Origin of the sequence: Actinacidiphila cocklensis (genome assembly GCF_907177275.1) — a bacterium.
In the GTDB taxonomy this organism is placed as follows: Bacteria; Actinomycetota; Actinomycetes; order Streptomycetales; family Streptomycetaceae; genus Actinacidiphila; species Actinacidiphila cocklensis.
In genome coordinates, this window is record NZ_CAJSLV010000042.1 from 166,895 (window position 1) to 178,954 (window position 12,060).

The window sequence follows — 12,060 nt, forward strand, 5'->3', positions numbered from 1 at the left end:
GATCAACTAGGCAGGTTCCACTGCTGGTTGGAGCTGCCGAAGCACGTCCAGATCTGCAGGCGGGTGCCGTTCGCCGAGCTGGGTCCCGTGGCGTCCAGGCACTTGCCGGAGCTGGGGTTGACCAGTTCGCCGTTGGACTGGTGCTGCCAGGTCTGGGCGCCGGAGCCGTTGCAGTCGTACAGCTGCACGGTGGTGCCGTCGGCGGTGCCGGCCGACGTGACGTCCATGCACTTGCCGAGGGCCTTCACAGTGCCGTCGGTGCCCACGGTCCACTGCTGCGCACCGGTGCCGTTGCAGTCGTAGAGCTGCACCGCGCTGCCGTTCGCGCTGCTGGCGCCGGCCACGTCCACGCACTTGCCGCCGTAGCCGGTGATCTGGCCGGTCTTGCCCGAACCCGTTCCGCCGCCACCGGTGCTGCCGCCGGTGATCTTGTTGAAGATGCGGGAGTAGGCGTAGCCCGTGCCCTTGTCGTAGTAGTCGACCTCCCAGAACGCCAACTCCTGGACGCCGTTGGCGGCGGCGAAGCTCTCCAGCGTCTGCGCGTCGGCCTGCGAGAAGTACTCGTTGTCGTCGTTCTGGCCTGCGATCGGGGTGAGACCGATCCGCCCGTACGCCGCCGAGGTCGAGATGCCGTACAGGCCCGCGAGCTGGCTCGCGGACGAACGGGCCGCGGACTCGGCGTCGTTGAGGGCGTTCTCGCCGTCGCCGAAGTCCATCGTCATCAGGTTGACGGCGCTGACGTTGACGCCCTTGCTCTTGGCGTCGCTGAGGACGTTGTACTCCTGCGAGGGCAGGCCGCCGGGGTCCACGGCCAGGGTGTAGGCGACCTGCACCGACGGGTTCTGCGCCTGGAGGGCGGCCAGGGCCTGGTTGCGGCGCTGGTTGGCGGCGGTGTCGCCCAGGGTGCCGCCTTCGATGTCGAAGTCCAGGCGGTTGATGCCGTAGGTGTTCACGATGTTGGCGTAGGCAGCCGTCAGGGACGACACCGAGGTGCAGGTCTGGGCCAGTTCGCCGCCCTCGGCTCCGCCGAAGGAGATGATCACTGTGCCGCCGGCTGCTTTGAGCGCGTTGATCTGCGAGGTGTACGCGCCGACCGAGTCGCCGCTGCCCTCCCAGTACGGGGTGCAGCCGGATCGTGGGATGAGGAAGGCCAGCGTGTAGTACTTCAGGCCGGTGGCGTTCATGTCCGCGGCCATGTCGTTGGCGGTGTTGCCGTCGATCTGGAGGTAGGGGGCGGCGAAGTGGGCCGGCAGTGCCGGACCGGCGGCGTGGGCCTCACCGGTGACACCGACGAGAGCACCGGCTGCGGCTAGTGCCGTGGTGGCAAACGCCGCGATGCCGTGTTTGACGCGCATGTTGACTCCATTGGGCCGAAGGGCGTGGGGAGGAACTCGGCCTGGCTGGACGGGAGTTTGCGCGTGTACAGACAACCGCGTCAAGCCTTTAGACAGGAAACCTAACTACCGTTCTGTTACATCACCGCTCACCGGTATGACGCGCCCTGCGCTGACCTGTGCGTTCACAGGCCGTTGCAGGCAGGGGTGTCGATAGACTGCCGCACCATGGAACGGAGCTCTGTACGGGTTGGGTAGGCGGCCGGGTTCGCGGGTCACCGTACGGGCCATCGCCGCCGAGGCGGGCGTGTCGGTCGCCACCGTCTCCCGGGTGATCAACGGCCGTGACGCCGTGGCCCCCGCGACGCAGGAGATGGTGCGCCAGGCGGCGCGGCGTCTGGGCGACGGGGCGCTCGGCGCGCGGGAGCAGGAGCCGGCGGCTCAGCCGGTGTTCGTGTACTGCCCCTACCGGCTGACCGACTACTTCGGGCCGATCGTCACCTCCGTGGTCGAGGCGCTCGCCCTGCACGGCCGCGGGGCCATGGTGCAGGCGGGCAGGAGCGCGCAGGAGCAGAGCCCGTCCTTGCTCGACCTCCCCCGGCGGTCCGGGATCGCCGGGGCCGTGCTGGTCCTTCCGCCCGACTCCGGTGAGGACCTGGAGGCGCTGCACGCGCGGCAGTACCCGCTGGTGGTGATCGACCCGCGGGTCGAACTGCCGGAGGACGTGGCGTCGGTGTCGGCCGCTCATGCGGCGGGCGCGCGGCGGATCACCGGGCACCTGACGTCGCTGGGCCACCGGCGTATCGGATTCGTCGGCGGTCCCCGGGAGTGGCAGGTGACGCGCAACCGGCTGGCCGGACACGCCTCCGCACTGTCGGAGGTCGGGATTCTCGTCGACCCCGCGCTGGTGCGGCATGTCGAGGAGCCCACCGCGGAAATGGGCTACCGGGCGGCCCTGTCGCTGCTGGAGGGCGTGCCGGCGCCCACCGCGATCGTGGCGTTCAACGACAAGACCGCGGCCGGCGCCCTGCGCGCGGCCCGCGAGCGGAACCTGCGCGTCCCCCAGGACGTGTCCGTCACCGGCTTCGACGACAGCGAACTCGGCCAGTGCACCCTGCCGATGCTCACCACCGCACGGCAGCCGCTGGAGGAGATGGGGCGTATGGCGGTCTCGCTGCTGATGCGCCTGCTGGCCGGACACGCCATCGACACCCTGCACGTGGAACTCGCCACCCCGCTGGTCCTGCGGGATTCCACCGCACCGGCGCGCTGACCGCCGGACTCCGCGTCGCAGCAGCGCCGTGCGTCAAGGGCGCGGGCGCGGGGCGGTCCGGCAGGGACCGCCCCGCGCCTACGGCTGAGCTCTAGCGAAGAAGGCCCAGGTCGACGGCGTCGGCCAGCGCCTGCATGCCGGCCGCGTTGGGGTGGATGTGGTCGCCCGAGTCGAAACGGGGGTCCAGCTCCGCCGGGTCGGCCGGATCGGCGACGGCCTTCTCGAAGTCGACCACCCCGTCGAAGGCACCGCTGGTGCGGATCCAGGTGTTGGCCGCCTGCCGGAGCGCCTCCGCGGAGTCGCTGTAGTAGCCGTTGCCCTTGTCCGGCAGCAGGGTGGCGCCGATGATCCGGACCCCGGCCGCGTGGGCCTGGCCGACCAGGTTCCGGTAGCCGTCGATCAGGTCCTGTGCGGTGAGCGGGCGGCCGCCGGGTCCCGCGTTGTTGCCGATGTCGTTGATCCCCTCCAGGAGGATCACGTCGCGCACTCCCGGCTGGCCGAGCGCGTCGTGGGCGAACCGCTTGGTGGCGCTGATGCCCTGCCAGATGTTGGGTACGTCGGTCAGCACCCGGTTGCCGCCGATGCCCGCGTCCACCACGCCCATCGGGCTGGTGGACGCGAGCCGCCGGGCCAGGTCGTCGGGCCAGCGCTGGTACGCACCCGTCGGGGTGTTGTAGCCGTCGGTGATGGAGTCGCCGAAGGCGACGACGACGCCGCGGGCGACGTCGGGGACGACGTCGAGCCCGGACAGGTAGTACCAGGACGTGGTCGACGCGATGTAGCCGCCGTCGCCCGCCTCGGCCGTGTGGTCGCCCGCGGCGGACAGGTACGTGGTGTCGAACGCGTCGGAGTGCCAGGTGGCCGAACTGGTGGCGTTCGGCAGGTAGACGCTGGCCAGGATGCTCCGGCCGGCGGTGACGGTCATCGGGACCGGGTCGCTGACGGCCTCCGCCCCCGCGGGGATGGTCACCGAGGCGTGGTGCCCGAAGGTGACCGCGTGCGCGGTGCCGGGGACGGCGGTGGCCCGGTCGGCCTGGGCGGCCACGCTGGTCGCCCCGATCGTGAGCGGGGTGGTGCCGCGCAGGTTGGAGAGGTGAAGGCGCAGGGCGTGCCCGCCGATGCTGGGGTGGACGACCATCCGGATCGTCCGGTTGTCGAAGTTGGGACCGCCGATGGTCATGCTCGGCGACCATGCGGCCAGTCGCGGGCTGTCGGGCGCGGGGCGGCCCGAGCCCGAGGCGGGAGCGGCGCCCAGCAGCGCGGCCACGACGGCGGTCACCGCCGCCAGCACCGGCGTCGTTCGTGCCTTGAGGAGGAGCATTTTCTGCCTTTCTTCGGCCGGCACCGGCCGGTCAGCTGAGGGTGAAGCCGTCCACCAGGAGGTAGCTGCCGCTGAGCTTGGTCACCGTCAGCGTGTGCGGGGCGTCGGTCAGTCCGCTGGTCGACCAGAGCTTCTGCTGGGTGTGCCGCTGCGGGGTGTCGGCGCTGACCGTGCCCTGGGAGACGCCGTCGAGCGTGACGGCGATGTCGCCCTCGTCGGAGTTGGTCTCGGTGAGGAAGCCGATGCCGGTGCCGGTGAAGCTGATCGTGGCGGCCGCGCCGTTCTGCTGGGTGTAGTGCACCCCGTTGTCGAGGTCGCCGTCGCCGCGCGATCCGCTCGACGACCAGCTGCCGGTGTACGCGACCCGGAGGTCGTCGTCGTCCGCGGTCCCGCCGGGCAGGGTGCCGGGGCCTGCGGCCTTGACGATCGCCAGCGCCGCCGCCGGCCAGTTCCCGTCGGTCACCACGGTGGCCTGCTGGAAGGTGATACCGGTGCCGCTGTTGTTGAACGAGGCGGTGTCGCTGTAGTTGTCGTGGATCGAGTCATCGTGGATGCTCGGCGTCCACAGGTTCGTCCAGAGCGACCCGTTGCTGAAGCGCACCACGTTGTCGTGGGTGTCCCACAGCGAGCTTCCCTCGTCGTGGTAGATCATGTTGCACCCGTCGATGCACTCCGACAGGACGTTGCCGGTGAACTCCGAGGCCGCCGACTGGCCGCCGAGGGTGTAGATCGGACCGCCGTCGAACAGCGCGCCCATCACGCTGTGCACGTGGTTGCCGACGACGTGTTGACCGCCCGCGTAGGTCGTGCCGTGCAGGCACGGGTCGGGCAGGCCCTGCTTGGCCTGCAGGGTGCAGTCCGAGGCCCAGCCCCAGCCCCAGCCGATGGAGATGCCGGAGTACGGGGTGTAGCCGACGTCGTTGTGCGACAGCGTCGTGCCGCGGCTGTGGCCGACCCAGATGCCGACGGCGTCGGCGTACTCCTGGCCGGGGAACTGCACCACCGTGCGGGAGACCGTGTTACCGCTGGTCATCAGGCCCGGCTCGGTCTGGTAGTAGTCGTCCACCTCACCGACCGCGACTCCGGTGCCGGAGGTGTCGGTGATCGTGCTCCCGGTCACCGTGGAGTCCTGGGTCTGGTCGGCGAGGTCGATCCCGCTGGTGCCGGTGTGCGTGACGGTGTCGCCGCTGAAGGTGATCCGCTGGCCCCGGTGCACCTGGACGGCGGCCGGGATACGGGCAGGTGCGCGCGTCGTCGGGTCCCAGACGACGCCGGCCTGGTTGTCGACGTAGCCCTCGGCGGTGGGGGCGGTCCAGGTGGTACCCGTGAAGGTGATGCCGGAGAAGGTGATGTCGTGCACCGGCGCGATCGGGTCCGGGATCACCGTGAAGCCGTCGACCAGCAGGTACGATCCGCCGGTCTTGACCACGCGGACGGTGTGGGAGCCCTTGGGCAGTCCGGTGACGGAGACCATGGCCTGCTGGGCCAGCCGCACCGGCCCGTTGCCGGAGACCGTCGACACCTTCTTGCCGTCGACGTAGACGTCGGCGCTGCCCTCGTCGGTGTTGGTCTCCGAGAGCATCTGGATGCCGGTGCCGTCGAAGGTGTAGCTGACCGCGTCGCCGTCGGTGGACGTGTAGTGCACGTCGGCGTTCAGGTCACCGAGGTGCCGCCCGCCGGAGTTGCCCCAGCTTCCGGTGTAGACCGCCCGCCAGTCGGTGTCGTTGAGCGGCGCGAGATGGCCGGGGGTGCCGGAGACGTCCACCAGCTGCTGAGCCACCGGCAGTTCGACGTCGGCCGTGGCCAGGTCCTCGCCCGGTCGCGGCACGTAGTAGAGGTAGCCGGCGTTCTGGTCGAGGTAGAACTGGCCCGGGGTGCCCAGGAGTTGGTAGGAATTCTCCAACCAGGTGACACCGTCCATGGTGGGCAGGCCTGCGCCGTTGAACGGGAATCCCGGGTTGGGTACCGAGCTGTGGTTGTTGTTCCAGCAGCCGGGATCCACGGTCAGGTCGGAACCGCCGGACGCGGAGGCCGTGATGGAGGCCAGCGGGCAGCGCATCTGCTTCCAGCCGCTGTTGCGCACGACTTCGACCCGGGCGGGATCGGTCCATGCGGTGTATGACGGGTCCGCGGTGGTGAAGCCGGTGGCGGTGACGGAGAACCCGGACGGGTCCCGCGTGCCCCGGTCGCGGTCGGCCCGCACCCCGTTGACGAACAGTTCCCGACTGGCGGTGCCCGCCGGCACTTTGGCGCGGTAGACGTTCTTCTCCGCGTCGGTCTTGGTGAACCCGGTGACCTTCAGGGCGCCGGTGAGCACCGGTTGCTGCCCTGCGGCGGCCCGGTAGACCACCGGGTGCCCGGGCCGGCCGGAGTCCTGGACCCCGAGCCGGAACGGACCGGTGAGCCGGTAGGTGCCGCCCCGCAGTTCGACGACGACGTCCCCCTCGGCGTCCGGGACCAGTTTCCCTGCCTGGTCCCGCGCGGTGTCCAACGCGCACGGACTGAGCGCCGTACAGGCGGTCCCGCGCCCGTCGGGCGCGACGTGCAGCACATCAGTATGCGAAGCGGCCTCGGCCGGATGACCGCCTGACACCCCGAAGGTGGCGGCGGCGACGGCCGCAAGGCATGCAACAACAGCCCTGCGCATGATTTTTTCTCCAGACGGCGGGCGCCATAGGGGGGAGACGTCCCATGAATGTACGGGACAACACCCCTGCTTCCTAGGCCTCTTGCAGCTTTTCCCGCAGGAGATCGGACCTTTCGCCGAAGCTTGTCCTGACCGCCGTCGACGTCAACGTCCTCCCTAGGAGGGCGGAGTCAGGACGTTGTCGATGAGGTAGACCGTGGCGTTGCGGGTCTTGACGTTGCCGCAGACGATGTTCGCGGTGTTGTTGACCTTGAAGGTGGTGCCCGACCCGGACGTGGTCAGGTTGGCGCCCTCCAGCGTCTTGAACGAGCCGTTGGGCAGCTCGGCCGGCGTGATCCGCTTGTCGCCCACGACGTGGTACTGGAGGACCTTCTTCAGCTGGGACTTGTTCGACAGCAGCGATGCCAGCTTGGACGCGGACAGATTCTTGAACGCCGCGTTGGTCGGCGCGAAGACCGTGGCGTCCTTTGCCGAGTTGAGGGTGTCGAACAGTCCGGCCCGCTTGAGCGCCACGACCAGGGTGGCCAGTTGCGGGTTCGTGGCCGCGGCGTTGGCCACGTCGACGCGGGCCATCACGGCCGCACTGCCGGAGCAGCCGCTGCCGAACGTCCCGCCGGACGTGGTGGGGCTCGGCGAGGCCGAGGTGTCCTGGCCCGAGGGCGCGGGAGTGGCGGTGGCGGCGGTCGCGAACCCACCCAGCGAGAGGGGTACGGCCACGGCGGCCGCGGTCAGCACCACGGCGACTCGGCGGGAGATGCGGGTCTGCGTCATGTCGATTCCTCATTTCCGCTGCAGGTGTGCGTCACGCGGCGAGCACGAGGGAGGCCGTCGAGACCTGGCGGGGGCCGTGGCCCGGCGCCGGAGGGGAAGGGGGAAATCCGCATACTGCGGGCGGTGCCGGTTGGCACCGCCTCTTCGAGGGTCGCAGCGCCTTGCCGAGCACGCACCTTTTCCTCAGCCGGATTCGTACGCACGTGCGATTACGGCGCAGGCCCGCCGGCTCCCGGGCGCTGCAGATAGTCCCCGACTGGTCAGGCTGGGGATGTCGAGATCGTCCTGCCGGCTCCGTCCCAGGGGTACGAGCGGCCACGGACTGCCGCCCGACGACGCCGACGAAGGAGCGACCACCATGGAACCGTCCGAGGTCACCGAGATCCTGAACCGACCGCTCAGCCAGGAACTGCTGGCCCGCGACCTGACCCGCCTGGCCTACGTCGCCAAGGACGGCACCCCGCGCAGCATCCCGATCGCCTTCGCCTGGAACGGCTCGGAGATCGTTCTGTGCACCACGAAGAACGCCGCGAAACTGCCCTCGCTGCGCAAGAACCCCATGGTGGCCCTGACCATCGACACCGAGGTCCACCCGCCCAAGATCCTGCTCCTGCGCGGGCGGGCCGAACTGGACGTCGTCGACGGCATCCCGGACGAGTATCTCCAGATGAACGGCAGCTACGAGATGACATCCGAGCAGCGCATCGCCTGGGAGGCCGAGGTGCGCTCGCTCTACGACGGCATGGTCCGGATCGTCATCACCCCGACGTGGGCGAAACTCATCGACTTCGAAACCACCCTGCCCACCGCGGTCGAGGAGCTCATCCGGAAGCGGGAAGAACGCCGGCGCACCTGAATGCGACGACGGTGCCGCATCGCCTCGGTCGCCGATGATCGGCTGGCTCGCCGTCACTTCCCTCATGATGGGGATCTTCCCCGTCGCCACCACCGAGATCCTGCCGATCGGCCTGCTGGCACCCATCGGCGGCACCTTCGGCGTCTCGGACGGAACGGCCGGCCTGATGATGACCCTGCCCGGGATTCTCGCCGCCGTCGCCGCCCCGATCGTGACCGTCGCGACCGGACGGACGGATCGGCGCGTCATGCTCTGCGTCCTGATGCTGGTACTCGCACTGGCCGACGTCCTCGCCGCGGCCGCGCCCTCCTACTGGGTCATCCTGGTCTCCAGAGCCCTTGCCGGACTCGTCATCGGCGGCTTCTGGCCGATCGGCGCGAGCCTCGCCTCCCGCCTGATGCCCGAGGGACAGGTCGGCAGGGCAACCGCCGTGATCTTCTCCGCCGTCCCGCTCGGTTCCGTGCTCGGTGTGCCCGCCGGAGTCTTCATCGGGGATCTCGCGGGGTGGCGAACGGCCTTCATCACGATGGGAATCCTGACGCTGACCTGATCGTGATGGCGCACTTCGGCACGTACACCTATGTCACTCCCTTCCTGAAGGACGTGACGCGTGCCGGTCCTCGGCTCATCACGGCGTTGCTGCTGGCGTACGGCATCGCCGGGATCATCGGCAATCTCGTCGCGGGCACCATGGCGAGGCGCGCGCTGCGCGCAACGTTCACCGCCGCCGCGGGCATGCTCGCGACGGCGACCCTCCTGCTCCCCGCCATCGGTGCGGGAAAGCTCGGTGCGATGGTGCTGCTGATCCTCTGGGGTCTCGCCTACGGCGCGGTGCCGGTCTGCTCGCGGACATGGTTCGTGACGCCGGCGCCGCACGCGCCCGAGACCGCCTCGGTGCTCTTCACGTCGTCCTTTCAGGCCACCGTCTCCCTCGGCGCTCTGGCAGGCGGGGCTACGGTGGACTCCACCTCCACATCTGCGGTCATGGTGCTCGGCGGGCTGGCCGCCATCCTCGCGATGCTGACGGTGCAGATCTCCAGCGGGCCGGGTCAGCTCGGCTCGCCGGGGCACAACGGAGAACCAACGCCCGCTAGACCGGCCGTCGTTGCACGGCGTCGGCGATGACCGCTGTCACGAGCTTGCTGACGACCGCCGTGGCGGGCGAGCCGGGGTCGCGGTCGCGGTCTGCGAACAGGAGGTGCCCGCCGCCGACCAGGGAGAGGGTGAGCGAGTCGATGTCGGCGTCGGCCGCGATGCGGCCCAGCCGACGCTCGGCGGCCAGATAGGCGGTGATCGCGGTCGTGGCCTCAGCAAGGATCGCGATGCCGCCGCCCGGTCGCGCCTCCCGCAGTCGTGCGCGCAGCTCGTCCCGGAAGGTGATGAGCGGGATGATCGCCACCGGAACCGGTCCGAACAGGGTGGTCAGCGCGCCGGTGAGGTTGTCGGCGACCGCGCCGGTGCCGGCGGACTCCCCCAGCGTGCCCGCCTGCCGCTCGAGCTGTGCGGCCCGGTCGAGCACGAGGTCGGCGAGGAAGGCGTCGAAGTCGCTGAAGTGCCGGTGCAGGACGCCTTTGGCGCATCCCGCCTCGTCGGTGACGGCCCGGCTGGTCAGCCCGTTCGGGCCGTCCCGCAGAAGCACGCGTTCGGCAGCGTCGAACAGCTGCTGCCGCGCGTCGCGAAGGTGTACTCCGGTCGGCACCAACGGTTCCTCTCGTGCGGTCTGCCCGCCGGCATCCGTTGCCGAGTGGGCGAGCGCCCACTACGGTGGGCGCATGCCCACTCTACCGCGAGAGCAACCAGAACCGCCCCCGGCGGAACCGCATGAGGCCCGGCGGATGGCCGTGTCGTTCGGCGTGGACGCACAACGCTACGACCAGGCCAGGCCCGGATACCCCGACGCGCTGGTGGCGCGGATCATCGCCGGGAGCCCAGGGCCTGACGTGCTCGACGTCGGCTGCGGCACCGGCATCGCGGCCCGCCAGTTCCAGACCGCCGGCTGCACCGTACTCGGCGTCGAGCCCGATGCGCGGATGGCCGACGTCGCGCGATCGCGCGGCCTGCAGGTCGAGGTGGCGGCCTTCGAGGCCTGGCAGCCGGCCGGCCGGACCTTCGACGCGGTCATCGCCGCCCAGTCGTGGCACTGGGTGGATCCGGTCGCCGGCGCCGCGAAGGCGGCTCGCGTGCTGCGCCCAGGGGGGCGGCTGGCGATCTTCGGGCACGCGTACGAGCCGCCTGCCGAGGTGGCCGACCCCTTCGCCGCCGCCTACCGGCGGGCGGCGCCCGACTCCCCGCTCACCGGCCAGCCCGCCCGACGTCCCATCGGCTTCTACCAGGCGGCATACGCGAAGCTCGCCGACAAGATCCGCGAGACCGGACAGTTCAACGAACCCGAGCAGTGGCGATTCGACTGGGAGCAGCCCTATACGCGCGACCAATGGCTGGACTTGCTGCCCACCACCGGCGGCCTCACCCAGCTCCGCCCCGATCAGCTGGCCGAGGTACTGGATGCGGTCGGGGACGCCATCGACGCCCTGGGCGGACGCTTCACGATGACCTACACCACGCTGGCCGCGACGGCCGTACGCGCCGGCACCTCCTGAGGCCTTCACCTCCAGCGCGAGAGTACGGGTGCGTGTCTCCGGCGGGAGGTGCTCCTCTGCGTCGCACCTCGTCGAGCTCGGCCCCGAGGGACCGGTGCCCCAGGTGCCCGACCGTGGTGTCGAGGTGCGCGACGACCAGCAGCGGCCTGGGCCGCCAGTCGTCCAGCGTCGGGGTCTCCTCCGCACCCTCCTGCCCGGTGGTGCGCCGGGCTACCCGCCTGCTTCCCGAGCGGCCGCGCCCGGTCGCTCAGGCGGCGGCGCCCAGGTGCGTGGCGAAGTAGTCGGCCAGCTTGTCGACGGCGGGGCCGACGTACTCCTGCTTGTCGTACAGGTCGACGTGGCTGGCGCCCTTGATCCAGTGGATCTGCGCGGGGCCGGTGGCGCGGCGGTGGGCTTCCAGAGCCATCCACGCGGTGACGGCGTGCTCGCCGAGGATCTGCAGCATCGGGCGCGGGCCGATCAGCGGGACGGGGTGGAAGACGTCGCTGGAGGCCATCATGTCGATGCTCTTCCAGGCGAGGAACTTCGCGGAGCGCTCGTGGTAGCCGCGCTCGCCGCAGTAGTACTCCCAGCCTTCGACACCGTGCCGTCCGCCGAGCTCGCCGGCCTGCTCCGCGGTCTCGGGGAACATGGTCATCACCCCGGGGTCCTCGTCGCGGGCGGCGGCGGTACGCGCCTGGGCGGCGGCGTCCAGCAGGGCCTGGAAGACGGCCGGGGCCTGGGTGCCGTCGGCGCCGTAGCGGAACTGTCGGGCGGGTTCTGCGGTGGACACCGTGGCGACGGCCTTGATGCGGTGGTCGCCTGCGGTGGCGGCCAGCGAGTAGCCGCCGGAGGCGCAGATGCCCAGAACGCCGATGCGGTCGGGGTCGACCTCGACCCGGGTGACGAGAGAGGAGACAGCGGCCTTGAAGTCCTCCACGCGCTGGGCGGGGTCCTCAAGACCGCGCGGGACGCCGCCGGACTCCCCCTGGTAGGCCGCGTCGAAGGCGAGGGTGACGAAGCCGCGGTCGGCCATCTGCTGCGCGTACAGGCCCGAGGTCTGCTCCTTCACACCCGTGCCGGGGTGACCGACGACCAGCGCCGGGCGCGGGCCGGCCGCCGGGGTGTCCGGGAGGTAGAGGTGCGACTGCGACACCTGGACCAGCCCCGACCAATCCGGCCAGCGCCTGATGGTCCTGACCGCCGAGCCCGGCAGCCCGTCCCACGACGCCCTCCGCACTCTCACCCGCGCGAGCAACGCGCCGCGTCAGGACTGAGC

The 12,060-nt window shown here is 70.7% G+C and carries 9 protein-coding genes and 2 pseudogenes; 5 read left to right on the forward strand and 6 right to left on the reverse strand.

The window, feature by feature from the left end:
* Window positions 1-2: 2 nt before the first annotated feature.
* Window positions 3-1,355, reverse strand: a complete 1,353-nt coding sequence (locus tag NFU81_RS06730) for a ricin-type beta-trefoil lectin domain protein (RefSeq protein ID WP_251486011.1) — start codon at window positions 1,353-1,355, stop codon at window positions 3-5.
* A gap of 229 nt (window positions 1,356-1,584) precedes the next feature.
* Between NFU81_RS06730 and NFU81_RS06735 the strand changes: the two genes are divergently transcribed.
* A complete protein-coding gene (locus NFU81_RS06735) occupies window positions 1,585-2,607 on the forward strand; it encodes a LacI family DNA-binding transcriptional regulator (protein WP_251486013.1) in 1,023 nt (340 codons plus the stop codon).
* Window positions 2,608-2,698: 91 nt separating this feature from the next.
* Here NFU81_RS06735 and NFU81_RS06740 read toward each other — a convergent pair whose 3' ends face one another.
* The 3 genes from NFU81_RS06740 to NFU81_RS06750 form a co-directional block, all read right to left on the reverse strand.
* On the reverse strand, window positions 2,699-3,928 hold the full coding sequence (locus NFU81_RS06740; protein WP_251486015.1) for an SGNH/GDSL hydrolase family protein: 1,230 nt from the start codon (window positions 3,926-3,928) through the stop codon (window positions 2,699-2,701).
* Between the two features lie 31 nt (window positions 3,929-3,959).
* Window positions 3,960-6,419 carry a right-handed parallel beta-helix repeat-containing protein gene (locus tag NFU81_RS06745; protein WP_251486017.1) on the reverse strand — a complete coding sequence of 820 codons (2,460 nt, stop codon included), beginning with the start codon at window positions 6,417-6,419 and terminating at the stop codon, window positions 3,960-3,962.
* Between the two features lie 312 nt (window positions 6,420-6,731).
* On the reverse strand, window positions 6,732-7,346 hold the full coding sequence (locus tag NFU81_RS06750; RefSeq protein ID WP_251486018.1) for a fasciclin domain-containing protein: 615 nt from the start codon (window positions 7,344-7,346) through the stop codon (window positions 6,732-6,734).
* Window positions 7,347-7,704: 358 nt separating this feature from the next.
* Here NFU81_RS06750 and NFU81_RS06755 point away from each other — a divergent pair, with 358 nt between their 5' ends.
* Window positions 7,705-8,202 carry a pyridoxamine 5'-phosphate oxidase family protein gene (locus NFU81_RS06755; RefSeq protein ID WP_251486020.1) on the forward strand — a complete coding sequence of 166 codons (498 nt, stop codon included), beginning with the start codon at window positions 7,705-7,707 and terminating at the stop codon, window positions 8,200-8,202.
* A 34-nt stretch (window positions 8,203-8,236) separates the two neighbouring features.
* Window positions 8,237-9,327 (forward strand): annotated as a pseudogene (locus tag NFU81_RS06760) (MFS transporter).
* Here NFU81_RS06760 and NFU81_RS06765 read toward each other — a convergent pair.
* Window positions 9,293-9,901, reverse strand: coding sequence for a TetR/AcrR family transcriptional regulator (locus NFU81_RS06765; protein ID WP_251486022.1), 609 nt, complete (start codon window positions 9,899-9,901; stop codon window positions 9,293-9,295). The pseudogene NFU81_RS06760 and the gene NFU81_RS06765 sit on opposite strands and share 35 nt — an antisense overlap.
* 73 nt (window positions 9,902-9,974) lie before the next feature.
* On the opposite strand from NFU81_RS06765, the gene NFU81_RS06770 reads away from it, so the two are divergent.
* Entirely contained in the window at window positions 9,975-10,802 is an 828-nt protein-coding gene (locus NFU81_RS06770) for a class I SAM-dependent methyltransferase (RefSeq protein WP_251486025.1), read from the forward strand.
* A gap of 247 nt (window positions 10,803-11,049) precedes the next feature.
* Here the strand turns inward: NFU81_RS06770 and NFU81_RS06775 are convergent, their stop codons facing one another.
* Entirely contained in the window at window positions 11,050-11,973 is a 924-nt protein-coding gene (locus tag NFU81_RS06775; RefSeq protein WP_251486053.1) for an alpha/beta hydrolase, read from the reverse strand.
* On the opposite strand from NFU81_RS06775, the pseudogene NFU81_RS06780 reads away from it, so the two are divergent.
* Window positions 11,927-12,058: pseudogene (locus NFU81_RS06780) on the forward strand (transcriptional regulator); the annotation flags it as partial. The gene NFU81_RS06775 and the pseudogene NFU81_RS06780 overlap by 47 nt on opposite strands.
* Between the last annotated feature and the right edge of the window lie 2 nt (window positions 12,059-12,060).